22 protein-coding genes and 1 tRNA gene are annotated in these 24,748 nt (G+C 72.1%); 18 read left to right on the top strand and 5 right to left on the bottom strand.

Going from position 1 to position 24,748, the window contains the following annotated elements:
* Window positions 1–104: 104 nt before the first annotated feature.
* Genes ACJJV7_RS01765 through ACJJV7_RS01755 form a run of 3 tightly spaced genes read left to right on the top strand, consistent with a single transcriptional unit; the run spans window position 105 to window position 3,258 of the window.
* Complete coding sequence (locus ACJJV7_RS01765) at window positions 105–1,088, top strand: PLP-dependent cysteine synthase family protein (RefSeq protein WP_405371863.1); 984 nt, start codon at window positions 105–107, stop codon at window positions 1,086–1,088.
* The gene (locus ACJJV7_RS01760) at window positions 1,085–2,242 is read left to right on the top strand and encodes a cystathionine gamma-synthase (protein WP_405371861.1); all 1,158 of its coding nucleotides are present in this window, start codon (window positions 1,085–1,087) and stop codon (window positions 2,240–2,242) included. Before ACJJV7_RS01765 ends, ACJJV7_RS01760 begins: the two co-directional genes overlap by 4 nt.
* Before the next feature lie 32 nt (window positions 2,243–2,274).
* On the top strand, window positions 2,275–3,258 hold the full coding sequence (locus ACJJV7_RS01755) for a Gfo/Idh/MocA family protein (protein WP_405371860.1): 984 nt from the start codon (window positions 2,275–2,277) through the stop codon (window positions 3,256–3,258).
* Between the two features lie 39 nt (window positions 3,259–3,297).
* Here the strand turns inward: ACJJV7_RS01755 and ACJJV7_RS01750 are convergent, their stop codons facing one another.
* A complete protein-coding gene (locus ACJJV7_RS01750) occupies window positions 3,298–3,933 on the bottom strand; it encodes a DnaJ family domain-containing protein (RefSeq protein WP_405371858.1) in 636 nt (211 codons plus the stop codon).
* Window positions 3,934–4,025: 92 nt separating this feature from the next.
* On the opposite strand from ACJJV7_RS01750, the gene ACJJV7_RS01745 reads away from it, so the two are divergent.
* From ACJJV7_RS01745 to ACJJV7_RS01730, 4 genes are all read left to right on the top strand, one after another.
* The gene (locus ACJJV7_RS01745; RefSeq protein ID WP_405371857.1) at window positions 4,026–4,643 is read left to right on the top strand and encodes a PadR family transcriptional regulator; all 618 of its coding nucleotides are present in this window, start codon (window positions 4,026–4,028) and stop codon (window positions 4,641–4,643) included.
* Window positions 4,640–5,356: an ABC transporter ATP-binding protein gene (locus ACJJV7_RS01740; protein ID WP_405371855.1), complete on the top strand. Its 717-nt coding sequence runs from the start codon at window positions 4,640–4,642 to the stop codon at window positions 5,354–5,356. Before ACJJV7_RS01745 ends, ACJJV7_RS01740 begins: the two co-directional genes overlap by 4 nt.
* A gap of 70 nt (window positions 5,357–5,426) precedes the next feature.
* Window positions 5,427–8,291, top strand: coding sequence for an FtsX-like permease family protein (locus ACJJV7_RS01735; RefSeq protein ID WP_405371854.1), 2,865 nt, complete (start codon window positions 5,427–5,429; stop codon window positions 8,289–8,291).
* A 92-nt stretch (window positions 8,292–8,383) separates the two neighbouring features.
* A complete protein-coding gene (locus tag ACJJV7_RS01730) occupies window positions 8,384–9,226 on the top strand; it encodes a sulfurtransferase (RefSeq protein ID WP_405371852.1) in 843 nt (280 codons plus the stop codon).
* Window positions 9,227–9,236: 10 nt separating this feature from the next.
* Here the strand turns inward: ACJJV7_RS01730 and ACJJV7_RS01725 are convergent, their stop codons facing one another.
* Window positions 9,237–10,496: an FAD-dependent oxidoreductase gene (locus tag ACJJV7_RS01725; RefSeq protein WP_405371850.1), complete on the bottom strand. Its 1,260-nt coding sequence runs from the start codon at window positions 10,494–10,496 to the stop codon at window positions 9,237–9,239.
* A 53-nt stretch (window positions 10,497–10,549) separates the two neighbouring features.
* Between ACJJV7_RS01725 and ACJJV7_RS01720 the strand changes: the two genes are divergently transcribed.
* From ACJJV7_RS01720 to ACJJV7_RS01685, 8 genes are all read left to right on the top strand, one after another.
* Window positions 10,550–11,584, top strand: a complete 1,035-nt coding sequence (locus tag ACJJV7_RS01720) for an alcohol dehydrogenase catalytic domain-containing protein (RefSeq protein ID WP_405371848.1) — start codon at window positions 10,550–10,552, stop codon at window positions 11,582–11,584.
* A complete protein-coding gene (locus tag ACJJV7_RS01715) occupies window positions 11,581–12,540 on the top strand; it encodes an aldose 1-epimerase family protein (protein ID WP_405371846.1) in 960 nt (319 codons plus the stop codon). Before ACJJV7_RS01720 ends, ACJJV7_RS01715 begins: the two co-directional genes overlap by 4 nt.
* A gap of 7 nt (window positions 12,541–12,547) precedes the next feature.
* Window positions 12,548–14,035 carry a serine hydrolase domain-containing protein gene (locus ACJJV7_RS01710; protein WP_405371844.1) on the top strand — a complete coding sequence of 496 codons (1,488 nt, stop codon included), beginning with the start codon at window positions 12,548–12,550 and terminating at the stop codon, window positions 14,033–14,035.
* Window positions 14,036–14,111: 76 nt separating this feature from the next.
* Complete coding sequence (locus ACJJV7_RS01705; RefSeq protein WP_405371843.1) at window positions 14,112–14,756, top strand: asparagine synthase; 645 nt, start codon at window positions 14,112–14,114, stop codon at window positions 14,754–14,756.
* Between the two features lie 65 nt (window positions 14,757–14,821).
* Window positions 14,822–14,894 (top strand) — tRNA-Arg (locus ACJJV7_RS01700).
* 248 nt (window positions 14,895–15,142) lie between these two features.
* Window positions 15,143–15,415, top strand: a complete 273-nt coding sequence (locus tag ACJJV7_RS01695) for a DUF1905 domain-containing protein (protein WP_405371841.1) — start codon at window positions 15,143–15,145, stop codon at window positions 15,413–15,415.
* Between the two features lie 136 nt (window positions 15,416–15,551).
* Window positions 15,552–15,992 carry a MarR family winged helix-turn-helix transcriptional regulator gene (locus ACJJV7_RS01690; protein WP_405371839.1) on the top strand — a complete coding sequence of 147 codons (441 nt, stop codon included), beginning with the start codon at window positions 15,552–15,554 and terminating at the stop codon, window positions 15,990–15,992.
* Between the two features lie 14 nt (window positions 15,993–16,006).
* Window positions 16,007–16,429, top strand: coding sequence for an organic hydroperoxide resistance protein (locus ACJJV7_RS01685; protein ID WP_405371837.1), 423 nt, complete (start codon window positions 16,007–16,009; stop codon window positions 16,427–16,429).
* A 3-nt stretch (window positions 16,430–16,432) separates the two neighbouring features.
* On the opposite strand, the gene ACJJV7_RS01680 is transcribed toward ACJJV7_RS01685, so the two are convergent.
* The gene (locus ACJJV7_RS01680; protein ID WP_405371835.1) at window positions 16,433–17,872 is read right to left on the bottom strand and encodes a hypothetical protein; all 1,440 of its coding nucleotides are present in this window, start codon (window positions 17,870–17,872) and stop codon (window positions 16,433–16,435) included.
* Between the two features lie 46 nt (window positions 17,873–17,918).
* Entirely contained in the window at window positions 17,919–19,973 is a 2,055-nt protein-coding gene (locus ACJJV7_RS01675; RefSeq protein ID WP_405371833.1) for a prolyl oligopeptidase family protein, read from the bottom strand.
* Between the two features lie 136 nt (window positions 19,974–20,109).
* Between ACJJV7_RS01675 and ACJJV7_RS01670 the strand changes: the two genes are divergently transcribed.
* Entirely contained in the window at window positions 20,110–20,562 is a 453-nt protein-coding gene (locus ACJJV7_RS01670) for an Hsp20/alpha crystallin family protein (RefSeq protein WP_405371832.1), read from the top strand.
* 98 nt (window positions 20,563–20,660) lie between these two features.
* Here ACJJV7_RS01670 and ACJJV7_RS01665 read toward each other — a convergent pair whose 3' ends face one another.
* Window positions 20,661–21,092, bottom strand: a complete 432-nt coding sequence (locus ACJJV7_RS01665) for a MarR family winged helix-turn-helix transcriptional regulator (RefSeq protein ID WP_405371830.1) — start codon at window positions 21,090–21,092, stop codon at window positions 20,661–20,663.
* Between the two features lie 60 nt (window positions 21,093–21,152).
* Here ACJJV7_RS01665 and ACJJV7_RS01660 point away from each other — a divergent pair, with 60 nt between their 5' ends.
* Window positions 21,153–22,934, top strand: coding sequence for a DUF2207 domain-containing protein (locus ACJJV7_RS01660; protein ID WP_405371829.1), 1,782 nt, complete (start codon window positions 21,153–21,155; stop codon window positions 22,932–22,934).
* Window positions 22,935–23,149: 215 nt separating this feature from the next.
* Window positions 23,150–24,613 carry a phosphatase PAP2 family protein gene (locus ACJJV7_RS01655; protein ID WP_405371827.1) on the top strand — a complete coding sequence of 488 codons (1,464 nt, stop codon included), beginning with the start codon at window positions 23,150–23,152 and terminating at the stop codon, window positions 24,611–24,613.
* Window positions 24,614–24,748 lie beyond the last annotated feature (135 nt).

Below are 24,748 nucleotides of genomic sequence, written 5' to 3'. Positions count from 1 at the left end.
GGCTGGCCGCGTGCTGATCGTGCGTTGCTGTTGTCGCTGACCTCCCGCGACCCCCGTCAACGACCGCGCCTCTGCGTGCGCGGCATCCGTCAGAAAAGAACACCGTGCGCTACGCCACTCACATAGCCGAACTCGTCGGCGACACCCCGCTCGTCCGACTGGGCGCCGTCACCGACGGCATCGCCGCGACCGTGCTCGCGAAGGTCGAATACTTCAACCCCGGCAGTTCTGCGAAAGACCGCATCGTCCGGAACATCATCGACGCGGCCGAACGCGACGGCCTGCTGAAGCCCGGCGGCACGATCGTCGAGCCCACGAGCGGCAACACCGGCGTCGGCATCGCGCTCATCGCGCTGCAGCGCGGATACCGGATGATCTTCGTCGTGCCCGACAAGTTCGCCGGCGAGAAGGTCGACGTGCTGAAGGCCTACGGCGCGGAGGTCGTCATGACCGCGACCAACGTGCCGCCCGAACACCCCGACTCGTATTACAGCGTCTCCGACCGGATCGCCGCCGAGACCCCGGGCGCGTTCAAGCCCAACCAGTTCGCGAACCTCAACGGCCCGCGAGGACACTACGAGACGACCGGTCCCGAGATCTGGCGCGACACCGACGGCCGCGTCACCCACTTCGTCGCGAGCGTCGGAACCGGCGGCTCGATCAGCGGAACCGGCAGGTTCTTGAAAGAGGCGTCGCACGGTGACGTCGTCGTCGTCGGCGCCGATCCCGAGGGCTCCCTGTATTCGGGCGGACCGGTCCACAGCTACCTGGTCGAGGGCGTCGGCGAGGATTTCATGCCGGCAACGTTCGATCCGTCGGTCGTCGACCGCTTCGAGCGGATCAGCGATGCGGAATCCTTTGCGATGACTCGGCGTTTGGCCAAGGAAGAAGGACTGTTCGTCGGAGGCTCGTCCGGCCTCGCTGTCGTCGCCGCGCTGCGCGTCGCCCGCGAGCTGCCGGCCGAGGCCGTGATGGTGGTCCTCCTCCCCGACCACGGTCGGGGCTACCTCAGCAAGATCTACAACGACGACTGGATGACGGGCCACGGGTTCTCCGTGGACTCGCCCAGCACAGGGAGCCACGCATGAGTGCACAGTCCGCCGCCCGCGGTTTCGCGAGCCTCGCCGTCCACGCCGGGCAGGAGCCCGACGGTGCGACCGGCGCGGTGATCCCCCCGGTCCACTTCTCGACCACCTTCGCGCAGGACGGCATCGGCGGTCTCCGGGGCGGTTACGAGTACGGCCGGAGCGGCAACCCGACGCGCACCGCGCTGCAGACCCAGCTGGCCGCGATCGAAGGCGGCGCGCACGCGCTCTCGTTCTCGTCGGGCCTGGCGGCCGAAGACGCGCTGCTGCGCGCGGTGCTCCGTCCCGGCGACGAGGTGCTCCTCGGCAACGACGTCTACGGCGGCACGTTCCGGCTCATCTCCCGCGTGCTGGGCGACTGGGGCGTGAGGCTGCGCGTCGTCGACATGAGCGATCCGGATGCCGTCCGCGCAGCCGTCGCGGAGCGCGCCCCGCAGATCCTCTGGGTGGAGACGCCCTCGAACCCTCTCCTGCGGATCACCGATATCGCCGGTCTCGCCGAGATCGGACACGGCGTGGGCGCCCTCGTGGTCGTGGACAACACCTTCGCGACGCCGGCGCTGCAGCAGCCCCTCTCGCTCGGCGCCGACGTCGTCGTGCACTCCACCACGAAGTACCTCGGCGGTCACTCCGATGTCGTCGGCGGCGCGCTCGTCCTGAACGACGACGCACTCGCCGAGAAGATCGGGTTCCTGCAGTTCGCGGTCGGCGCGGTCTCTGGCCCTCTCGATGCGTGGCTGACCACGCGCGGCATCAAGACCCTGTCGGTGCGCATGCAGCGACACAGCGAGAACGGCCTCGCCGTGGCATCCTTCCTCGCCACGGCGGAGCGCGTGCAGACGGTCTATTACCCGGGGCTCGCCTCGCACCCGGGGCACGAGCTAGCGTCGCGCCAGATGTCGGGCTTCGGCGGCATCGTGTCGCTCGCACTCGAGTCGGGCGAGGCGGCACGCCGCTTCGCGGAGTCGCTCCGGCTGTTCACGCTCGCCGAGTCGCTCGGCGGCGTGGAGTCGCTCGTGAACTACCCCGACGCGATGACCCATGCCTCGGTGCGCGGAACCGAGGCGGCCGTGCCCGTCGAGGTCGTGCGCCTCTCGGTGGGCATCGAGGACGAGGCCGACCTGCTCGCCGACATCGAGCAGGCTCTCCGCGCCTGACGGCAGCGCGGGCCGCCCGCTACGGTGGCGGCATGACGTACGCGCGATGGGCCATCCTCGGAGCCGGTGACATCAGCGGGTTCTTCGCCCGCGCCCTGCCCGATTCCGACCTCGGCAGACTGCACGCCGTCGGTGCGCGCGACGTCGAAGCGGCGCGGGCGTTCGCGTCGGCTCACGGCGCGCCCGTCGCGGGGACGTACGACGAGATCCTCGCCCGGAGCGACATCGACGCCGTGTACGTCGGCACCGTGCACTCGACGCACGTGGAGCTCGTCCTCGCCGCCCTGGACGCGGGCAAGGCGGTGCTGTGCGAGAAGCCGCTCGGCGTCGATCCGATCGAGACGGATGCCGCGCTGTTCGCCGCCGATGTGGCGGGCCTCCCGCTCGTCGAGGCCTTCAAATACCGGTTCGGTCCGTTCCCCGATGCGCTCCGTGACCTCATCGGGTCGGGCGGGCTCGGGCGCGTGACCGAGGTCTCGACGTCGATCGGCTTCACTGCGGCCACGCGCACCGGTCGGCTGTTCGACCCGGCGGTCGCAGGCGGAGCGATCCTCGACGCCGGGTGCTATCCCGTCTCGCTCGCTGTCGGCGTCGCCGCGTGGGCCGGGGGAGACGTGGCATCCGCTCGGGTGGTGACGGCCACCGGCACGATCGGCGAGACGGGGGTGGATGTTGTCGCCGCTGCCGACCTCGACATCGATGGTGTCCGCGCGCGCGTGCGGACGGCCATCGTCCAGGACCTGCCGCGCAGCGCGCGTATCACCGGGACGGCCGGCACGCTCGAGATCGAGAACGTCTGGGGCAGCCGGTTCGAAAGCACCTCGGTGGCGGTGCTCGTTCGCCCGGACGGCACGCGCGAGCCCCTCGAGGTCGCGACGGTGTCGCCCATGGCGGCCGAGGCGGACGCCGTCATCCGCGCCCTGCGCGAGGGGCGCACGGAGGCTCCGGAGATGCCCTGGGCCGAGACCCGTGCCACGGCGCGGCTGCTCGCCGAGTGGCGCGCCGCCCTCGGCTGAGCTGTCGCGAGGCGCCGCCGCCAGCAGGCGCGTCGCGGCTCAGCGCCGGCGCCACCAGGGACGCCGCGGGGGAGCCGGCGGCGGCTCCTCTGCCGCCGCTGCCAGTCGCGCCGCCCTGCGGGCATGCCAGGCCGACACCTCGGCGTCGGGATCGCGCGTCGGCGTGACGACGGGCGGGCCGCCCTGGAGCTGGCGTCGCGCCTCGATCACCCGACGGGTGAAGTCCTCCGTGTACTCGCGCACATCGTCCTCGCGCGTGAGCCCGTCGACGTGGTCGTCGAAGCCGGCGTGCTCGACGCGCAGCCGCAGCGCGGGAGGCCCGAGTCCGGTGAGCTGCTCCGCCTTGATCTTCCGGCGGATCCACCAGTCCGGGTCGTCCGAGGCGCCGAGCCCCTCGAGCGGCTTGCCGGCCCCCGGGAGGTTGTCGAAGTCGCCCCGCCGGAAGGCCTGCTGCAGCACCGTCTCGACGTACAGCGCGCGCTCGTGGGCGGTGGGAGCCACCGGAGAAGCGTCAGTGCGAGCCTCATCGGCAGGCGGGGCAGCCGGCTCCGGGTCATTCGGCGACTCGCCCTCAGCGCGGAGCTCACGCTCGAGGCGTTCGGTGCGGTAGCGGGCCGCGCTGACTCGGGGATCCGTCGTCGGCGGGGCGCTCTCATGGCGGTGATCGTCGGCCATCCATCCAGGGTACGGCGGGTCGGTCCTGTCGCGGCGTTGCCGAGTATGCATATACTCGGAAAACACATACTCGGTATGCAGAGCGGAGCACCATGTCGGTACGACAGAGCCTGTTGGCCATCCTGCAGCAGGGACCCTGCTACGGCTATCAGCTGCGCGCGGAGTTCGACCGCCGCACCGGCTCCACCTGGCCCCTCAACGTCGGCCAGATCTACAACACCCTCGACCGGCTCGAGCGCGACGGGCTCGTGGGCAAGGGGGACATCGATGAGCAAGGGCACGTCTACTGGGAGATCACGGATGCCGGTTCCGCCGAGGTCGGCGCCTGGCTCGCCGCTCCGGTCGAGCGCACTCAGGGCACCCGTGACGAGCTCGCGATCAAGCTCGCGATCGCGGCGACCCTGCCCGGAATCGATCTCGCCGACGTCATCCAGACCCAGCGCCGCGCGTCCCTCCGCCAGCTCCAGGAGCTCAACCGCGCGAAGTACGCCGGCGCGAGCCCCGACGGGCCCGAAGAGCTCGCCTGGTCGCTCGTCGTCGATTCGATGATCTTCGCCGCCGAGGCCGAGGTGCGGTGGCTCGACCACAGCGAACAGCGGTTGGCGCAGCATCCGAACCGCGTCATGGGCCTGTCGCTGTCGACGGACAGCCCGAAGCGCGGCCGGCCCGCGCGGGCCGAGCAGTCCGACACGGCGGGGGCTGCCCGATGACGGCTCCGGTGCTGCAGCTCGTCGGGGTCACGCAGCAGTACGGCGAAGGCGAGACCAGCGTCTCGGCGCTGGCGGGCGTCGATCTGACCGTCGACAAGGGCGAGCTCGTCGCGATCATGGGCGCCTCGGGTTCGGGCAAATCGACGCTCCTGTCGATCGCCGGCGGCCTTCAGAAACCGACCTCGGGCGAAGTCATCGTCGAGGGGGCGTACCTCTCGACCGCGTCGCGTCGCGATCTCGCGCAGCTGAGGCGCCGGTCGCTGGGCTTCGTCTTCCAGGACTTCAACCTCATCCCGACGTTGACGGCGCTCGAGAACGTGACCCTGCCGCTCGAGCTCGACGGCTTCCGCGGGCGCACGGCGCAGCGGGCGGGGCGTGACGCGCTCGCGTCGGTCGGCCTGGAGGACAAGCTGTCCTCGTACCCCGACGACCTGTCGGGCGGTCAGCAGCAGCGCGTCGCGATCGCCCGGGCCGTCGTGGGAGGCCGGCGGCTGATCCTCGCCGACGAGCCCACCGGCGCCCTCGACTCGGTCACCGGCGAGCAGGTCATGAAGATGCTCCGCACCCGGGTCGACCAGGGTGCCGCGGGAATCCTCGTCACGCACGAGGCCCGACATGCGGCGTGGGCCGATCGCATCGTGTTCCTCCGCGACGGGCGCATCGTCGACGAGTCCCACCGCGCCGGCGCCGACGCACTGCTGTCGGGCGTGTGACCGCCCGCGCATCGCGAGCGGACGGGGAATCGGGGGGTTCTTGATGACGGGCAACAGGGGGGACGGGTCGATGGCGACCACCGCAGGGGAGCGGGCCACGCGCTCGCACGGGCAGGCACGTGCCACGCGGCACCGGCCTAAGCCGTCGCGCACGGCGCGGTGGCGGGTCTCGGTGCGGATCGCGCGCCGTCAGGTGCGCCGCACCTGGGTGTCGTCGCTGCTGATCATGGCGCTGATCGCGCTGCCGATCGCCGGGATGTCGGGCGTGGCCGTCGTCGCCTCGAGCTCGTTCGGGACGCCGGCGGAGCGCGCCGACGTCGAGCTGGGGGAGATGGCCGGGTGGGTCATGCCGATGGCCCCCGCAGGGGAGGGCTTCTGGCAGGCGCCCGACGACCCCTGGATGTCGGGCTTCGGTGACAGCTGGGGCGGCATGGTGCCCGTCGGTGACGGTCTTCCGACCGATCCGGGGGTGGCGCTGCCCGCCGGGGCGGAGACGATTCCGATCTCGTCGGGGCGGGAGCGCATCCAGACCGCGACGGGACTCGCCGCGGTCACCGCCTGGGGCGGCGAGGTGTGGGACCCCCGCTTCTCGGGACGCTTCGACGTCGTGGACGGCCGCGCGCCGGCATCCGATGACGAGGTGATGGTGACGCCGTCGACGCTCGAGCGCGCGGGCATCGCGATCGGAGATGCGCTCGTCCTCGCGGACTCGGATCAGCGCTTCACCGTCACGGGCACCATCGACGCCGCAGACCTGCCCGACTCCCAGACCGCCGTCGCCTTCGCCGATTCGCGTCGGTTCGATGAGGTCAGGTGGTTCGTGCCGGAGGCGAGGCTCGACTGGCCCACCGTCCAGCGGCTCAACGACGCCGGGTTTGCGGCCTACTCTCGCGAGCTCGTCCTCGATCCGCCGCCGTTCACCCTTCCTGATGGCGAGCAGTCGGTGACGCCGGCGGTTCGCGCGCAGCAGAGCGAGCTCGCGCTCGCCGCCGCGCTCGGCGCCGGCGGCATCGCGGCGGCGTACATGGTGGTGATGCTCGCCGGTGCGGCCTTCGCCGTGAGCGCGCGCCGCCAGCAGCGCGCCCTCGCGATCGCCGCGAGCGTCGGTGCGGACGCGCGCGATCTGCGGCGCACCGTGCTGCTGCAGGGAACCGTCCTCGGGCTCGTCGCCGGCGCCGTGGGGCTCGCCGCCGGCGTCGGGCTCGGGGCGCTCGTCATGGGAGTGACTGCGAACGGGTCGGCCACCCAGTTCTGGGGCTTCCACGTTCCCTGGCTCCTTCTGATCGGCATCCTCGTGTTCTCGGTCGTGGTCGGCTCGGCATCGGCCTGGGTCCCCGCCCGGAGCATCGGGCGCTCCGACACGATCAGTGCGCTCCGGGGAGCGCGCCGGCCGCAGCGGGTCTCGGCGGCGCGACCGCTCTGGGGGTCGCTCCTGATCGCCGTGGGGGTGGCCACGACCGTCGTCTGCGGGATCGCGGCGGGCGCCGTCGCGTCGAACGATCTCATCCCCTACGACTCTCCGCTGCGGTGGCTGCCGACGGTCGGGATCATCGTGGGCCCGATCCTCGCCCAGATCGGCATCCTCCTGTCGGGCCGGTGGCTGCTCTGGCTCGCCTCACGCGTGCTGTCGACGCTGGGGATCGCCGCCCGCATCGCCTCCCGCGACGCCGTCGCGAACGGCGCCCGCACGGTGCCCGCCTTCGCCGCGATCGGGGCGACGGTCTTCGTCGGGGTCTTCGCGGTCGGCATGGGGATGATGAGCCACGGGCAGGCGGTTCGGTCGTACACCTACAGTGCGCCGCTCGGCACGGTGGTCGCCGAAATCTCGTCGGGCGACGAGCTCGGCATGACGTCCGAGGCCGGGCAGCAGACCGCGGACGAGGTGCGGCGCGCGGTGGAGGACGCCGGGGCCCTGTCAGCGGCGCAGGTCAGCAGCCAGGTGCCGCTGTCTCCCGAGGTCGAGACCGACATCCCGGCAGGCCGCATCCGCGCGACGGCGACGATGCCCGAGCGGAACCTGCTCTCTCTCGACGAACAGGACGCGTCGGCGTGGGTATCCGTCGGAGACCCCTCGAACACCCTCTCGGTGATCGACCCGGACGACCTCGCCGCCGTGCTCGGCGTGAAGATCTCGCAGGGTGACCTCGACGCGTACGCCGACGGCGCGGCGCTCGTGACCGACGACCGCTATCTCACCGACGGCCGCATCGAGATCGCGGCGTGGACGGAACGCGAGTGGTACCGCGGCGAGACGCCCGACATGATGTGGGAGGCCGAGCCGGGCCGCCGGATCGCGGAGCCGCAGTGGCGAGCGGACACCCCGGCGTTCATGGTGACCACCCCGCCGCAGAGCATCATCGTGGCGATCGCCCCCGCGACGGCCGCCGAGCTCGGCATCGAGGTCGTTCCGACCCGGCTGTTCGCGACCTTCCCCGACGGTTCGGAGTTCGCTTCGGGCGACCGGCTGACGGCGCTCTCCGACGCCCTGACGACCGACGATGCGTTCGTGTCGATGTGGGTCGAGGAGGGTCCGCCCGACCCCGCCGCATGGCTCGCGCCCCTGCTCGTGGCCGTCGCGGCGCTGGTGCTCGGCGCGAGCGCCGTCGCACTCGGTCTCGCCCGCTTCGAACGGCGCCCCGACGACGCCACCCTGTCGGCCGTCGGCGGGACCCCGGGTCTCCGCCGCCGTATCGGCCTCTGGCAGGGCCTCGTGATCGCCGGCTTCGGCACATTCGCGGGCGCGAGCGCCGGCATCCTCCCCCCGATCGGATTCTGGCTGCAGTCGCAGACCGGGTGGGAGCCGCTGAGTCTCGCCGACATTCCCTGGGCGCTTCTGGCCGTGCTCGCCGTCGCGCTTCCCCTCGGCATCGCCGCGGTGAACTGGGTCGTCCCGCCGCGCGCGCCGGAGCTCACCCGGCGCACCGTCATCGCCTGACACAGGTGCGTGCCGCGACGCCGAGCCGGTGACGGGCTCGGCGTCGCTGCGTCGTCTGCCGCGTCTCCCGTGACGGGCATAGGGTCGAGGGCATGACTGCGGCTCGACTGATCTCCCCCTCCTCGCTGCACGACCTGCTCGCCTCCGGGGAACCGGTCACCGTCCTCGACGTGCGCTGGCGGCTCGACCGCCCGGACGGGCGCGCGGACTACGCCGCAGGTCACATCCCGGGCGCCGTCTACGTCAGCCTCGACGACGAGCTCGCCGCGCACGGCGAACCGGGCGACGGACGGCATCCGCTCCCGGCGATCGCCGACCTGCAGACGGCCGCCCGCCGCTGGGGGATCGATCGCGGCGACACAGTCGTCGTGTACGACGACTGGCAGACCTTCGGCGCCTCGCGTGCCTGGTGGGTGCTGACGGATGCCGGTGTGCCCGACGTCCGCGTGCTCGACGGCGGACTCGAGGCGTGGCGCAGCGCCGGCCTCGCGCTCGACACCGGAGACGTGGCCCCGGCGCGCGGTGATGTCGCCCTCACCCCGGGCCACCTCGCGCGCCTGGGCATCGACGACGCCGCCGAGCTCGCCGCATCGGGCCTCCTGCTCGACGTGCGAGCGGCGGAGCGCTACCGCGGCGAGCACGAGCCGATCGATCCTCGCGCGGGGCACATCCCCGGCGCGGTGAACGCCCCGACTGCCGGGAACGTGGACGACGCCGGCCGGTTCCTCCCGGCCGACGAGCTCCGCGCCCGGTACGCGGGCCTCGGGGCGACCCCGGAGGCGACGGTCGGCCTCTACTGCGGATCGGGGGTGTCCGCCTCGCAGGCGGCGTTCGCGATGTCGCTCGCGGGCCTGACCCCCGCCCTCTACGCGGGCTCGTGGAGCCAGTGGTCGAACCACGACGAGCGCCCGGTCGCGACCGGCCCCACGCCCTGAGCCGCGCCCGTCAGCGGGCCAGAATCGTGGCGGCGGCGCGCTCGCCCGAGACGAGCGCGCCCGCGATCGACGGGGTCTCGCGGTGATCGCCCGCGACCACCACCCGTTCCGAGAGGCGTGCGGGTGACGGATGCCGGAGCGGCGGGCCGAACGCCGGCAGCGCGTTCGGGAGGTCGTCGCGGCGGATCAGGGACCAGGTGCGGGCTGCGGCGCCCCAGAGCCGGGCGAGGTGCTCCCGCACGTCCGCCTCGGTCGGAGCCGGCCCCGATCCGGGGAGCAGGCAGCTCGCCGCGATCAGGTGGCGGCCGGCCGGGGCGTAGGTCGGCACCGTGCGCGTCATCACGACCGTGTTCACGACCGGTCCGGATCGGTCGCCGTCGACGGTGAGCAGCGCCGTGGTGGGGGCGTCGTCGGCGGCGAACCACCACGACTGCAGCCCGCGGGTGGGCGGCGCGGGCAGATCGATGAGGCCCGCGACCCGCTCGGGACCGACGGCCACGACGACCTCTCGCGCCGACACCGTGTCGTCGCCGACGACCGCGAGGTCGACCCGGTCGAGGCGGATGTCGAGCGCGGCCACGGCAGACGACAGCCGGATGCCGGCCCCCGCCGACCGCGCGCGGCGGGCGAGCTGATGGGGGAGCGCCGCGACGCCGCCCGCGGGGACGCCGGGCCTGCCGAGGGCGAACAGGCGCGTCACGAGCGCCGCGTAGGCGTTCGAGGTCGTGCTGCCGTCGTCGGCGAGCACGCCGGTGAGGAACGGCTCCAGCACGGAGCGGCGCAGGTCGCCCGTCAGGCCCGCGGCGTCCCAGCGCCGGTGCAGCGTGTCGTCGGGGCCGGCGGCCACGGAACCCGGTCGGACGAGCGCCGGCACGATCCACCGCAGGGCTCCGGCCAGGTCGGACGGCGAGACCAGTCCGGGCAGCGCGGCGAGCGTCGCGGGAAGCAGCTCCGGATGCCGGAGGGGGTGCGCCAGCACGGCGTCTCGGCCGCCCCGGACCACCCGGACGCCGACCGGGAAGGCGCGGAGGTCGAGCTCCGCGAGGTCGACCGCGCGGGCGAGCGCGTCGTATCGCGGGTTCACGACCTGGAAACCGCGGTCGATGAGGAAACCGTCGATGCGGTCGGTCCGCTGCCGGCCGCCGACGACGTCGCCCGCGTCGAGCACGACGACATCGCGTCCGGCGCGGGCCAGGAGCGTGGCGGCGCGGAGCCCCGCGAGGCCGGCGCCGATGACCGCGACATCGTGCGGCGAGGGGTGCGACGACATGATCTCAGCATGACACGGCGGTGCGACGCGGCATCCGTAGTTGAATCGAAGGCATGCGAGCCGCCTACATGTACGCGCCCGGCGATGTCCGGATGATCGACGCACCCGAGCCCCGCATCGAGCAGCCGACCGATGCGGTGCTCCGCACCCTGGTCGCGTGCGTGTGCGGCAGCGACCTGCATCCGTATCACTCGATGACGCCCAGCGAGAAGGGGCGCCCGATGGGGCACGAGATGATCGGGGTCGTCGAAGAGGTCGGGTCCGAGGTGCGCACGGTGTCGCCGGGCGACGTCGTCATCGTGCCCTTCGTCTTCTCGTGCGGCGTGTGCGAGTTCTGCCGAGCGGGGCTCCAGACCTCGTGCCGCGTCGCCGGTCTGAGCGTTCCGACCGGCGCGGGCGGCGCACAGGCCGAGTACCGACGCGCGCCCTTCGCCGACGGCACCCTCGTCCGCGTCGACGTCGCCGAGGACGACGAGCGGATGCCGGGGCTGCTCACCCTCAGCGACGTCTACGGCACGGGGCATCACGCGGCCGTGACCGGCGGCGCGGGCCCCGGCACCGATGTCGTCGTGATCGGCGACGGCGCGGTCGGCCTCCTCGCCGTGCTGTCGGCGCGCCGGCTCGGCGCCGAGCGCAACATCCTGATGGGGCGCCATGCGGCGCGCACCGACCTCGGCCGCCGCTTCGGGGCGACCGACGTCGTGGCGGACCGCGGTGACGAGGGCGTCGCCACGGTGCGGGAGCTTACCGACGGTCTCGGCGCGCACGTCGTCGTCGATGCCGTCGGGCACCTCCCCGCCTACGAACAGGCGCTCGGCGTCGTCCGCCCGGGCGGCGCGGTGGCGCGGGTCGGTGTGCCGCAGTACGCCGACGCACCCCTCCAGCGCATCCAGTTCGAGCGCAACGTGACGGTCACCGGTGGCGTCGCCCCCGTGCGCGCCTACATCGATGACCTGCTTCCGGGGGTCCTTGACGGTACGGTCGACCCGGGGGCGGTCTTCGATCTCGAACTGCCCCTGGGCGATGCCGCCGACGGCTACCGCCTGATGGATGACCGCGCCGCCCTGAAAGTGATGCTCCGCCCGTGACCTCTCCCACTCCGCCCGTCTCGGGCACCTCGTTCTCGCTGCGCTCCGGAGCGTACGACGCCGTCATCGCCTCGGTCGGGGCGACGCTGCGCGAACTCCGCCACGACGGGCGCGACCTGATCGTGTCGTTCGACGCCGACGAGGTGCGCCCCGACTACCGCGGCGTCACGCTCGCGCCGTGGCCGAACCGCATCGTCGACGGCCGCTACACGTTCGACGGCGTCTCCTACGTCACCGCGCTCACCGAGCCCGAGCGCTTCCACGCCCTCCACGGCCTCGTGGCCTGGCAGGACTTCGACGTCGTCGCGCATTCGGGCGACAGCGTCACCCTCGCCGCGACCATCTCGCCGCAGACCGGATACCCCTGGCGGGTGCGCGTCGAGACGACCTACGCGCTCGCCGCCGACGGGCTCCACCAGACCGTGCGCGCCGTGAACGAGAGCAGCACGGGGGCGCCGTTCGGCACGGGGCCGCACCCCTACCTCGTCGCGGGCCCCTCTCCGCTCGACGAGTGGACGCTCGACCTCCCCGCGGCATCCGTTCTCGAGGTCACGCCCGACCGGCTGAGCCCGGTCGCCCTCCGAGACGTCGCCGAGTACGAGCCGGCCCGCTTCGATCACCGTGCGCCGACGGCGCCGCTGCGCGGCGTCGAACTCGACCACGCGTTCACCTCGCTGCTGCGGGACCCCACCGGCACCGCCACCGTGCGCCTCACCGACCCGTCGGGCGCGGGTGTCGAGGTCTCGTGGGGCGCCGAGTGCGGCTGGGTGCAGGTCTACACGGGCGACAAGCCCGACGGGCCCGCGAATCCCGCTCACCGCAACGGTGTCGCGGTCGAGCCGATGACGTGCGCGCCCGACGCGTTCAACGACGACCGGTATCCGTTCGACACCGGGCTGCGGGTGATCGCCCCCGGCGATGACCTCGTCGCCACGTGGCGCATCGGCGCGATCTGAGGCTCTGATGGACTCCTCGTCGCCCGGCCGTTCCCTTCCGCGCTCCACTCCCTCGGCGCAGGGCGTCGATGCGGCAGGCGTCGACGCCCTGCTGACCGCGCTCGACGCGGCCGGGGTCGACATGCACAGTCTCATGATCGTGCGCCACGGGCACGTGGTCGCGGAGGGGTGGTGGGCGCCCTACGCGAGTGACCTGTCCCACCTCGTCTACTCGCTCTCGAAGACGTTCACCTCGGCGGCGGCGGGCCTCGCGATCGCCGAGGGGCGCTTCGGGCTCGACGACCGCATGATCGATCACTTTCCCGACCTGGTGGACGAGACGACCGATGAGAAGTTCGGTCGGTACCTCGTGCGTCATGCCCTGTCGATGTCGAGCGGGCACGAGCAGGAGACGCTCGATCGCGCGGCTGCGGCCGCCGCCGCGCGCGGCGACGACCTGCTCGCCGGCTTCTTCGCCGTTCCGCCGGAGCGTGAGCCGGGCTCGGTCTTCGCCTACAACCAGCCCACGATCTTCGGTGTCGCGCGCCTCGTCGCGCAGACGACCGGCGGCGGCTTGCTCGACTACCTCGAACCGCGCCTGTTCGCTCCGCTCGGAATCGACGAGGCGCAGTGGATGATGCTCGGTGACGTCGAGATGGGCTTCTCGGGCCTGCACGTGCGCACCGAGTCGCTCGCGAAGGCCGGCCAGCTCATGCTCGACCGCGGCGCCTGGCAGGGCGAGCAGATCCTCGACCCGGAATGGGTGGACGCAGCCACGTCGACGCAGATGCCCAACGACGCCGACCATCGCGCGCCGGGGGGTGCCGAGCCGCTCGAGTGGCGGCAGGGCTACGGCTTCCAGTACTGGATGAACCGTCACGGCTACCGCGGCGACGGGGCCTACGGGCAGTTCATCCTGGTGTGGCCCGAGCAGGATGCGGTCGTCATCACCACGGCGGAGACCGTCGACATGGCCCGGCTGCTCGACCTGCTGACGTCGCACCTCGTGCCCGCGATGGCGGGTGCCGGGTCGGAGGGGTCGGATGCGGCGCTGCGCGAGCGTCTCGCCCGGCTCGCCGCCCCTTCGCCCGCCGACACCGGCGCCGCATTCTCGGGCAGGGCCTCGGTCGCGGCCGCCCCTGCGACGCGCACCGTGTTCGCGAGCGGCTCGCCGGTGCCCGGGGTGGAGGCTGTCGAGGTCGTCCCCACCGGCGACGGATGGGATCTGCGGCTGGAGGGCCCCGGCCTCGAGGTCACCCTTCCGGTGGGCCGCGGCGAATGGGCGGCCGGGGAGTGGCCGGCGCCGGCCGACGGCCTCGATGCGGTGCCCTTCCGCGCGCGGGCAGGGGTCGATGAGGCGGGCGTCTGGCACGCGCATCTGCGCATGATCCAGACCCCGCACACGCTTCTCGTCGACGTGGTCCCGGGGGAGCGTGCGCGGCTGGCCTGGCGGTATCCGCCACTTCGCGGCGACGGCCCGGCCGGTCACGCCCTGCCGACGCGGCCTCGGAGCTGACGGGCGAGGGCGAGCGCTCTTTTCGACCTAGGGGGAGAGCCCTCCCGCCCCGTAGAATCGGGGAGAAGGGGTGAGCGTGACGGAGAATCCGCGGGTCAAGACCCGAGACGTCGTCGCCGAGGGGCTCTACATCGCCTCCGCAGCGACACGTTTGGCGTTGAAGAACCGCATCCTCGTCCACATCCTGGCCGACGGCGACGATTTCGAAGCCGACCGATTCCTCGCCGATGCCCGCGAGACGCTCCTCTCCCTCGCCGCCGAAGCCGAAGCCGACGCCGAGCGCACCGAACGCGACCGCAAGGCCGCCCGCAGCCGCTACTCCGATTCGGGCGGGACGCACGACTACCGCCGTCGTGACGTGCGCAACCTCCGCCGCAGGCAGAAGCAGTCGCTCCACGTCGCGCAGGAGCTCCGCGCGCGCGCCGCCGACGAGAGCGAGCTGCGCAAGCTGGTCTCCGACGCGAGGGATGCCGCGTGGGGCGAGGTGTCGAAGAACATCGACAGCTCGTTGCGCATCGCGGCCGCCCGGCCCGACCTCGAGGCCGACTACGACCGCATGCGCGTCGCTCGGATGCAGGCGCTCCGGCTCGTCGACCTGCCCAAGCTCCGCGCTCACCGCAGGAGCGTCGCGAAGCAGCAGGCGCTGCGTGCCGACGGCGCCGAACCCGAGCCGGTGCTCGAGCCCGGCCCGGGCGGAATCGATCCTGCCGAGCTCGAGTAGGGGCCTCGATTTCAGATGCGGACGAGCGTGCCGTATGCTGTTCCTCGGCCCTGAAGAGGGCCGATGCGCCCGTAGCTCAATGGATAGAGCATCTGACTACGGATCAGAAGGTTAGGGGTTCGAGTCCCTTCGGGCGCACACTGTGTTGAGACAGTCAGGAAAGGCCTCGCTCCGGCGGGGCCTTTTCCGTGTGTTCCGGCCGGTCAGAATCTGAGTCTCGCTTCGCGGCACGTGAGGGCGATTCCCGCGTGATAACGCGATCGTGCGACGACCCGAACGGCGTACCCGGGAGGACGGTCACTTTCTCGTGCGAGCGTCGCCGACACGCACCGGCCGCGACGAGAAGGGCGGGCAACGCGGGGTCGTCCGCACGTAGGCTGGCGCGCATGGGTGCAGAGGATCTGACGTTCACCACCACGATTGGTGTCGAGGTCAAGGGCGAGACCTGGAGCTGCGTCGAGATTCCCGGTTCGGCGGACTGGTTCGGCACCGGCCGGACCGTCCGCGTCGACGCGAGGGTCGACGACGTCGTCCTTGAGAACGTCAGTGCCATGCCCACCGGGGCCGGAGGGCACATGGTGTCTCTCAACGCCAAGGTTCGCAACCGGCTCGCGAAGGACATCGGTGACGCGGTCGAGGTGACGGTCACGAAGAGATGACCGATGCCCTCACCTGCATCATCTCGACCTAGTCCTCGCAGGCTCTGCCAGAGGGCCCCGTGCTCCTCGACGAATCGAGAAGGTCGGCGGTGTCCAATCAGTTGTGCACAATTGAATTGCGTGCAACCATATCAGTATGAGCGTGACGGACGACATGGTGTGCTTCGGGGTCTACTCCGCGAGCCATGCCTTCACCCAGGCCTACCGGCGCGTGCTGGCGCCCTGGAAACTCACCTACCCGCAGTACCTGGCGGTCGTGTCGCTGGCCGACCGTGGGCCTCGCAGCGTCAAAGAACTGGGAGAAGAGCTCTTCCTCGACTCGGGAACGCTGTCGCCGCTGCTCCGCCGCCTCGAGAACCGCGGGCTCGTCTCGCGAGAGCGGGCGCGCAGCGACGATCGGATCGTGGAGATCTCGCTGACCGATGACGGACGCGCGCTCCGCCGCGAGCTCGACGTGGTCGGCCCCGAGATCGCCCGCTGCACCGGCCTGACCGGCGAGAAGGCGCGTGTGCTGCTCGACGCGATCCACGACCTCAACCGGACCATCCGACAGGGCAACGAGGCATCCGCCTCCTGACGAAAGGAACGACCATGGACGTTCTGTACACCGCCGAAGCACTGGCGACCGGAGACGGCCGCAACGGCCACGTCGCCACCCGCGACGGGTTCGTCGACACCGACGTGCGCATCCCCCAGGAGATGGGCGGCCCCGGCGGCGCTCCGAACCCCGAGGCGCTGTTCGCCGCCGGCTACGCGGCCTGCTTCCACAGCGCACTCCAGGCCGCCGCGCGCACCCACAAGGTGAAGCTCGAAGACACCAGCGTCGGCGCACGCGTGCACATCGGTTCGAACGGCGAGGGTGGTTTCGGTCTGGGCGTCGAGCTCGAGGTCGTCATCCCGCACCTCGAGCCGGCCGAAGCGCAGAAGATCGCCGACGCCGCGCACCAGATCTGCCCCTACTCGAACGCCACGCGCGGCAACATCGAGGTCACCGTCCGGGTCGTCCAGGACTGACGGTCAGCTGATCGGGGTGGCGCGCAGCCAGCGGAATCCGCAGGCGGGCAGCGCCACCCCGTCACGCAGGTCGACCTCGCCGCCGCCCACCACATCGATCGCGCGGGCGGCGAAGCCCGAGAGGGTGTCGGCGCCGACGGATGCCGCCTCGGTCGCCGTGTTCGCGAGCACCAGCATGACGCCAGCGTCTCCGGGCCGCTGCCAGCCGACGACCGAAGGTACCGGAACGTCGAATCCGAGCACCCGCGTGCCATCGAACTCCGGGGTCGCGTGCCGCGCCGCGATGAGCGCGCGGACGGCCGCCTGCACGCGGCCGGGTGCGCTGCCGGCATCCCGCGCCTGGGCGTAGCGATCACGCGGCTTCTGCCCCCGGTGCACCCAGCGAGGGTCGCCTCGGCGGAGCGGATCGGCAGACACGGTGTCGTCGTTCAGCTGCGCGACCTCGTCGCCCCACACGATCATCGGAACGCCCGGCGCTGCCAGCACGAGCGCGTGAGCGAGGATCACCCGCGCGACGCCCAGCGGATCGCCGGACTCGACACCGGCGAGCGAGGCGGTGGTGCCCGCCACGCCGCCGGGAACCCCGACGCCCCGGGCGAACGAGGCGCCTTCGGCGTAGAACGCGGTGAGCCGGTCGGCATCCGGCCCGAAGGTCAGCGCGTCGGCGTCGCGCACCGCCACCAGGCGCACCTCGCCTCCGTGCGTGACCACGTCGCGCTGCAGCGGCGCCGCATCGCCGGTCGCGAGCGCCTCCCAGAGGGGAGCGGCGCTCGCCGGCGGGGCGACGACGGCCACACCGGGAGCCCCGATCGCGAGCACCTCGCGGGCGACCGCGGCGACCGCCGGGTCGTCGACGACGAACGCTTCGACGCCGTGGTTGGCGAGGAACAGCAGGTCTGCCACGAAGGCTGTCGCCGGCGCCTCGACGGGCGCGTCGACGGCGAGCGAGATGCCGGCCAGGCGGAGGCCGGCCGACAGGTCGGCGAGGCGGGCGAGCGACCCCAGACCGGGGTCGATCCGGCGGAGGTCGGCTGTGCCGCCCGGACGACGGGCGAACGGCGACTGCAGGTGCAGGACCGTGGCCCCCAGCGCACCCAGCGCGGCGATCTCGTCGGTGAGCCCCGCGAGGTTGCCGGCGTAGCGGTCGACGAAGCACGAGACGCCCACCGCGTGCCGGGAGGTGAGCCGGTCGGAGCCGCGGACCTCTCCGTGCACCTTGAGGTCGAGAGAGCGGGCATGCCAGCCCTCGGATGCCGCCGCCACGAGGGCGTGCACGAGGTCGGCGCCGTCGGGCGCGTCGCCGACGAGACGGCTCGTCGCTTCGTGGAGCGCCGGGAAGTGCTCGCGCAGACGGTCGAGGAATGCGGCGTCGGTGTGGGGCGTCTCCTCCCACACGGCGACGACGGCGTCGCGGTCGGCGTCGACCGTTCCGATGGTGCTCATGCTGATGCGCCTCCCACCCCCAGACTACGGGCGCGACCGTGCGCGCTCAGGCGGGCCGCGCCACGGTCGCGTCGAGGAAGGCGTGGATCGTCGCGTGCAGCGCCGCCGTCGAGGCCGAGTCGATCGTGCCGGCGTGACCGCCTTCGAGGGGCTCGAGGTAGTGGACGACGGCATCCGTCTCGTCGGCCAGTCGCGCCGCCATCTTCCGCGCCTGCACCGGACCCACGCGGTCGTCGCTCGCCGCCGCGTAGATAAGCGAGGGCGGGTACTCGCGGCCGGGCTCGATGAGGTGGTACGGCGAGAAGGTGCGCACGAACTCCCAGTCGTCGGGGTCGTCGGGGTCGCCGTACTCCGCGATCCAGCTCGCCCCTGCCGACAGCCGCGTGTACCGGCGCATGTCGAGCAGCGGCACGCCGCAGACGATCGCCCCGAAGTCGTCGGGATACTGGGTGAGCATGTTCCCGACCAGCAGGCCGCCGTTGCTGCGCCCGTGGCAGGCGATGCGATCGGCGGTCGAGACACCCCGCGTCACGAGGTCGCGCGCCACGGCGGCGAAGTCCTCGTAGGCGCGGTAGCGGTTCTCTCGCAGCGCCGCCCGGTGCCACGACGGGCCGAACTCGCCGCCGCCTCGGATGTTCGCGACCACGTAGACGCGGCCGCGCTCGAGCCAGGCCGGTCCGACGATCGTGGGGTACTCGGGCGTGAGCGCGTGCTCGAACCCGCCGTACCCGTTCATCAGCACCGGGAGGGGGCCGACCCGGTCGCGGGGTCCGACCTCGAAGTACGGCACCCGCGTGCCGTCGGCCGAGACCGCCCAATGCTGCGACGCGACGAGTCCCGAGGCGTCGAAGCTCGCGCGTCCTCGGGCGACGACGCGGGCGCGCGGGGCGGCGGCATCCGAGACGAGCAGCGTCGGCGGGGTCACGAATCCCCGGGCGACGAGCCAGATCTCGTCGTCCTCCTCGTCGTCGGCGGTCACGACGCTCGCCGTGAAGAGGTCGTCGTCGCCGAGTCCGAGGTCGAGGTCGGTGCGGGCGTCGGTGACCGGGTCGATCGCGACGAGGCGGCTCTGCACCCGGTCGAGCAGGGTCAGCACGAGGCGGGTGCGCGTCCACGTCCAGGTCTCGAGCACGGTCGTCTGGGTGGGGGAGAAGACGACGCGCAAGCCCGTCCCGTCGCCACCCGTGAGGGTCTCGAGCGGGCCGAGCAGGAGCGTACCGGCGGGGTGGACGACCTCGCCGATCCGCCACGGGGTGGTCGTCCGCACGGTGACGAGATCGCCGTGCACGTCGACGTCGGCGTCCGGGGGCGCCGCGATGAGCTGCGGCTCGTCGCCCCGCCACGCCCAGGTCTCGGAGGTGAAGAAGTCGTGCGCCACGATCACGAGCGGCGTGGCGCGGGCATCGGTGTGGTCGACGTGCACGAAGACGCCGACATCGGATGCCGCGCCGGCGACGATCGGCTGGGCGTCGTCGAGGCGGGTGCCGCGAGGCCAGACCCGCGCGGTCACGGGGTACCCGGAGTCGGTGACGTCGCCGCCGTGGAGGGCGGAGGCGACGAGCAGGGTGTCGCGGTCGATCCAGGCGGCGCGGTGCTTGTGCGCTCCGAGGGAGAACGGGGTGTCCAGGGCGAACCGGCCCGTCTCGAGGTCGAACTCGCGGAGGACCGCGGCGTCGCCGCCGTCGGGGCTGAGGCGGACGAGCGCGCGCTGCGATCCGGAAGGGCCGTGGGTCGCTCCGCCGAAGGCCCAGGCGGTGCCTTCTTCGCGGCCCAACGCGTCGACGTCGAGGAGGACCTCCCACTCGGGCGTGCCCGCCGCGAACGCGGCGCGGGAGGTGCGACGCCAGAGACCGCGGGGGTGGTCGGCGTCTCGCCAGAAGTCGTACATGAGGTCGCCGTGGCGGGACGGGACCACGAGGCGGTCGGGATCGTCGAGGATGCGGGTGAGCCTGCCCTGCAGGTCGGTCCGCGGCTCACCGGCGAACCGGGCCTCGGTCTCGGCAGTGCGATCGGCCGCCCACCCGGCTGCGTCCGGCCCGGAGATGTCCTCGAGCCAGAGGAACGGGTCGGCGGGTTCGGGGGCGATCTCGGCGCTGCTCATCCCGTCAGCCTAAGTGCGCCGGCGGCGTCGTTCGCCCTGCGAGAACCGTTGGCACTCTCCGGGGTCGAGTGCTAATCTGGAGGTACTTGAGCCGCTAAGGCTCAACTTTGAGACCACTGAACAGAAGGAGAGAATCATGGCCACGTACGACCCGTTCCGTGACATCGACCGACTCGCGTCGAGCCTCTTCGACACGCGCCGCGGACCGCGACGGATGCCGATGGACCTCTATCGCGACGGCGACCACTACGTCCTCACCGCCGACCTGCCGGGTATCGACCCGGGCTCGGTCGACATCGACGTGGACGGACAGCTGCTGACCGTCCGCGCCGAGCGCACCCTCGCCGCGGGCGAGGGCGTCAAGTGGATCACCCGCGAGCGCGAGGCGGCGAGCTTCTTGCGTCAGCTGAACCTCGGCCAGGGGATCGACACCGACGGCATCGCGGCGACCTACAGCAACGGCGTGCTGAGCGTCACCATTCCGGTGAGCGAGCGGGCCAAGCCGCGCAAGATCGAGGTGACCGTCGACGGTGGGTCGTCGACCATCACCGCGAGCGAGAGCGACCAGCCGCAGCCGATCGACCAGTGAGTCGGGCCCGCGCCCGCTGACGCGCGCATCTAGCCGCCCCGCATCCCGCCCGGATGCGGGGCGGTTCTGCGTACGGCGCGGTCAGGGGGTCAGGCCGGTCAGGGGGTCGCGCGCAGCTTCGCGGTCAGGGCCTGCAGCCGCGTGAGCTCCTCGTCGGTGAGCACCGACATCCGCTCGGCGATCTTGCGTCCATGGAGGCCTGCCACGCGCCGGAACGAGCGGGAGCCCGCCTCGGTGACCGAGATGACGGCGCCGCGACCGTCCGACGGATCCTGGCACTTGGTGACGAGCCCGCGGCGCACCATCCGGTCGACGAGGCGGGAGACGCTCGGCTGGCTGATCAGCATGTTCGCCGTGACGTCGCGAAGGCGGGCGGCGCCGCGCTCGCCGCGGGTCACGGTCAGGAGCACGTCGTACTCGGCCTGGGAGAGGTCGTCGTCGGAGAAGTCGCGCGACAGTTCTTCCATCACTTCGTGCTGAGCCCGGAACAGACTCTCCCACGCGTCGATGGCGAGGCGTCGGTCTGTCATGGCGTCAACTGTATCGCCGCTCGTAGGCCCCCGGCCCCTCGACTCGTAGGCTCGAGGACCATGACGACGACTCGTGCGTTCGCCGCCCTCGTGGCATCCGTCCTGGCCGTGTTCCTCGGGGTGTTCGCAGCGCCGTCGATCGCCGCGGCCGACGTCGACGACTTCGCCTTCGAAAGCCTCGACGCCGACTACACCCTGACCCGGGACGACGACGGCGTGAGCCGCCTGCGCGTCGTCGAGCGATTCGTCGCGATCTTCCCCGACGCCGATCAGAACCACGGCATGCGCCGCGTGATCCCCGACTCCCGCCAGGGCGAGCCGATGCGACCCTCGCTCGAATCGGTCGTCGACGAAACGGGCGAGGAGTGGGACGTCGAGACCGACGACATCGACGGCGGGCTGGAGGTCGTCGCACGGAAGGACGACTTCGTGAGGGGCCGTCAGGTCTTCGTCTTCACGTACACGCTCGACAACGTGACCCAGGATTTCGCCGACACCGGCACGGAGCTCTACCTCGACGTCAACGGCACCGACTGGCGGCAGCCGTTCGGCACGGTGACGGCGACGGTGCATCTCGCCCCCGCCCTCTCGGATGCCATGGGCGAGACCGCCTGCTACGCGGGGGCCTTCAGGAGCGGGGTCGCCTGTGACGGCATCGACCTCGAAGAATCGGGCGAGGGGGCCACGGTCACTGCGCGCCAGGCCGACCTCGCCCCGGGGGAGACGCTGACCGTCGCCGTCGGATTCGCCGACGGGACGTTCACGCCGCTCGACACGTCGTATGTGCGCTCGCCGTGGCTCTGGGCGCAGCTCGCGGCCTTCGTCGCGCTGCTGGCCGCGACCGTCTGGGCGATCGCGGTGCGGCGGACGACCCTCCGCAACGCGCCGGGGCGGCCCACGGTGGTCGCGGAGTTCGGCCCGCCGCCGGGAGTGGACGCCCTCGAGGCGGCGGTGTTCCTGTCGAAGACCGGCAAGGCGATTCCCGCCGAGGTGCTCGAGCAGGCCATCGTCGGGTCGATCCGCTTGCTCTCCTCGGAGGAGTCGAAGGGCAAAGCCAAACTCGTGGCCGAACTCATCGACCGCTCGCGCGCCGACCGCGACGGCCGGATGCTGCTCGATGCGCTGTTTCCGTCGGGTGCGCCCGGGGACACCTACGAGTTCGGGAGTCAGGACACCCGTGTCTCCACGCGTGCGCAGAAGATCCTGGCTGAGGCCGGCAAAGCGCTCAAGGCGCGCGGGCTCTACCGCCGGGTGTCGGTGTGGGCGCGGCTGGGTCCGCTGCTCGTCGGGCTCGCCGCGGCGGTCGTGGTGCTCGTGTGCAGTGCGTCGATGCTGGATGCCGCTGTCGACCCGCTCTGGCCCGTGACACTGCTCATCACCGCGCCTCTTCTCCTCGTCGTCGCGATCGTCTGCCTCGTGCACACACCGCTGAGTGCGGACGGCGCCGAGGTCCGCGATCACCTGGCCGGGTTGCGGCAGTTCATCGAATGGGCAGAGGCGGACCGCATCCGCATGCTGCAGTCGCCCGACGGTGCCGAGCGCGTCGCGGTCGACGTCGGCGACCCCCGGCAGATGCTGGCGCTGTACGAGGCGCTTCTTCCCTATGCCGTGGTGTTCGGGCAGGAGAAGGAGTGGGCGTCGCAGCTCGCCGTGCTGTACGAGAACACCCAGACGATGACCCCGACCTGGTACGCCGGCGCGGCGGCGTTCAACGTCTCGTCGTTCTCCGCGGGCATCGGATCGCTGTCGGTCGCGGCCGCATCGTCGTCATCGTCGGGCGGGTCCACCGGTGGGGGTTTCGCCGGTGGGGGCGCGGGCGGCGGAGGCGGCGGCGGCGTCTGATCCCCCCTCGGCGTCGTCGCGCCGTCACCCTCGGTACACCGGCTGTTCTCGTTCGCTGATCAGACTGCGCGGGACCGTGGGCACCCCCGCGGCGAGGACGAGAAGAAGCGCGAGTGGCCACGGTGCACAGCAGAAGACGACAGACACGGACAGCGGCAGCAGCACTCGGGGGGATCGGCATAGCGGTGTCGTGCGCCCTGGCGGCGACCCCCGCGATGGCCGCCACCACGGCAGCCGCCCCAGGATTCGCCGAGGAGCAGAAGACCTCCTCGTACGCGTCGGACGCGACCGCGGCGACCGGCGATGCGTCTGCCCCCGACCCCTCGAACTGGTCGATCCGGATGATGGACGTGTTCAGCGGGCTGCGCACCGACCGGGCCGAGGCCGGCAACCCCGCAGTCATGACGTACAACGACGAGCTAACGAGCCGGATCAACCTCACCGCCTCTGCTGCGCAGCGCGAACGGGCGATCGTCGACCAGTACGGCGACATGTCGCTCACGATGGCCGACGGCCTGGGCCAGCGGCTGGGAGACATCTACGCGAAGGCCGTCGAGGCCGGTGAGCTGCCCAAGACCACGTGGCTGCTGAGCAAGAGCGGCGGCAAGATCGGGTCGTCGTCGTCGACCAACCCGCCCAAGAACTTCTTCGACTACGACCGGCCCTACCTGCGGCTCGATCCGACGACGCAGCTCACCTACGTCGACAAGGTGGGCGGCGACGCGTGGGGTTCCACCAGCGGCGCGTTCCCCTCGGGTCACACCTCTCAGGCGTTCTGGCAGGGCACGACCCTGGCCGTCATGCTCCCCGAGCTCGCCCCGCAGATCCTGGCGCGCACGGCCGAGGCGGGCGACAACCGCATCGTCATGGGAGCGCACTACGCGCTCGATGTGATCAGCGGGCGCATGATGGGTCAGAAGATCGTGCAGCTCCGTCTCGCGGACGAGCAGATGCGCGGCCTCGTGGCCGAGGCGTCACGTGAGCTCCGCGGCGTCCTCGAAGAAGGCTGCGGCGACGATCTCGCCGCCTGCATCGTCGCAGACACGCCGTACCTGTCGACCGAGGCGGCGCTCTCGTCCTACGAGGACCGGCTCGGATACGACTTCCCCGCGATCGGGGCGACCGACGCGCCCGTGGTCGTTCCGGCCGGCGCCGAGACGCTGTTGGCCTCGAGCCACCCCGACCTGAGCAATGCGCAGCGCCGTCAGGTGCTCGCACTCACCGCCGCGCCGGCGGGTCATCCGCTCGACGTCGGCGAGGAGGAGAGCTGGCAGCGGCTCGACCTGGCCGCGGCCATGAGCGCGACGGTCACCGTCGGTGCGGACGGCGACGTGTCGCTCGGTGCACCGCCCGTCGTGCCCGCTCCCGTCCCGTCGCCTGAGCCCACGCCCGCGCCGTCGCCGGACCCGGCCCCCGAGCCGTCGCCGGAGCCGTCTGCCGAGCCCACCCCCGCGCCGTCGCCGGAGCCTAGCCCCGAGCCCACCGCGGCGGGGCCGTCCGACGGTTCGGATGAGCCGGGCGACGACGTGGATGCGGCGCCGGCAGTGCCGGCATCCGGAGAAGGATCGCTGGCGCAGACCGGTGGTGACACGGGCGTCGTCTGGCTCGGCGCCGGAGCCGGCACCGTGCTCGTCGCACTCGGCGCACTGCTCATCTGGCGGCGACGCGCCCTGATGTGACGTCGAGCCCCGATCCCCGGGGAAAGAGTAAGGGCCGGCTGGAGAGGCATCCAGCCGGCCCTTGTCCCTTGCACCAAGAGTGTCCTGCAATCACATGTCGGTAGGTGCCACAGCAAAACATCTACCGTGCTCAGA

Origin of the sequence: Microbacterium sp. Ld4, assembly GCF_045066555.1 — a bacterium.
GTDB lineage: Bacteria > Actinomycetota > Actinomycetes > Actinomycetales > Microbacteriaceae > Microbacterium.
Note: the sequence above shows the minus strand (reverse complement) of the source record. Positions and strands in the feature narration are given on the sequence as shown.

Bases quoted from the DNA above. Each gene is read 5' to 3' on its own strand.
- ACJJV7_RS01760 (WP_405371861.1), top strand. From the start codon at position 1,085: ATGAGTGCACAGTCCGCCGCCCGCGGTTTCGCGAGCCTCGCCGTCCAC.
- ACJJV7_RS01755 (WP_405371860.1), top strand. From the start codon at position 2,275: ATGACGTACGCGCGATGGGCCATCCTCGGAGCCGGTGACATCAGCGGG.
- ACJJV7_RS01750 (WP_405371858.1), bottom strand. From the start codon at position 3,933: ATGGCCGACGATCACCGCCATGAGAGCGCCCCGCCGACGACGGATCCC.
- ACJJV7_RS01745 (WP_405371857.1), top strand. From the start codon at position 4,026: ATGTCGGTACGACAGAGCCTGTTGGCCATCCTGCAGCAGGGACCCTGC.
- ACJJV7_RS01740 (WP_405371855.1), top strand. From the start codon at position 4,640: ATGACGGCTCCGGTGCTGCAGCTCGTCGGGGTCACGCAGCAGTACGGC.
- ACJJV7_RS01735 (WP_405371854.1), top strand. From the start codon at position 5,427: ATGGCGACCACCGCAGGGGAGCGGGCCACGCGCTCGCACGGGCAGGCA.
- ACJJV7_RS01730 (WP_405371852.1), top strand. From the start codon at position 8,384: ATGACTGCGGCTCGACTGATCTCCCCCTCCTCGCTGCACGACCTGCTC.
- ACJJV7_RS01725 (WP_405371850.1), bottom strand. From the start codon at position 10,496: ATGTCGTCGCACCCCTCGCCGCACGATGTCGCGGTCATCGGCGCCGGC.
- ACJJV7_RS01720 (WP_405371848.1), top strand. From the start codon at position 10,550: ATGCGAGCCGCCTACATGTACGCGCCCGGCGATGTCCGGATGATCGAC.
- ACJJV7_RS01710 (WP_405371844.1), top strand. From the start codon at position 12,548: ATGGACTCCTCGTCGCCCGGCCGTTCCCTTCCGCGCTCCACTCCCTCG.
- ACJJV7_RS01695 (WP_405371841.1), top strand. From the start codon at position 15,143: ATGGGTGCAGAGGATCTGACGTTCACCACCACGATTGGTGTCGAGGTC.
- ACJJV7_RS01690 (WP_405371839.1), top strand. From the start codon at position 15,552: ATGAGCGTGACGGACGACATGGTGTGCTTCGGGGTCTACTCCGCGAGC.
- ACJJV7_RS01685 (WP_405371837.1), top strand. From the start codon at position 16,007: ATGGACGTTCTGTACACCGCCGAAGCACTGGCGACCGGAGACGGCCGC.
- ACJJV7_RS01680 (WP_405371835.1), bottom strand. From the start codon at position 17,872: ATGAGCACCATCGGAACGGTCGACGCCGACCGCGACGCCGTCGTCGCC.
- ACJJV7_RS01675 (WP_405371833.1), bottom strand. From the start codon at position 19,973: ATGAGCAGCGCCGAGATCGCCCCCGAACCCGCCGACCCGTTCCTCTGG.
- ACJJV7_RS01670 (WP_405371832.1), top strand. From the start codon at position 20,110: ATGGCCACGTACGACCCGTTCCGTGACATCGACCGACTCGCGTCGAGC.
- ACJJV7_RS01665 (WP_405371830.1), bottom strand. From the start codon at position 21,092: ATGACAGACCGACGCCTCGCCATCGACGCGTGGGAGAGTCTGTTCCGG.
- ACJJV7_RS01660 (WP_405371829.1), top strand. From the start codon at position 21,153: ATGACGACGACTCGTGCGTTCGCCGCCCTCGTGGCATCCGTCCTGGCC.
- ACJJV7_RS01655 (WP_405371827.1), top strand. From the start codon at position 23,150: ATGGCCGCCACCACGGCAGCCGCCCCAGGATTCGCCGAGGAGCAGAAG.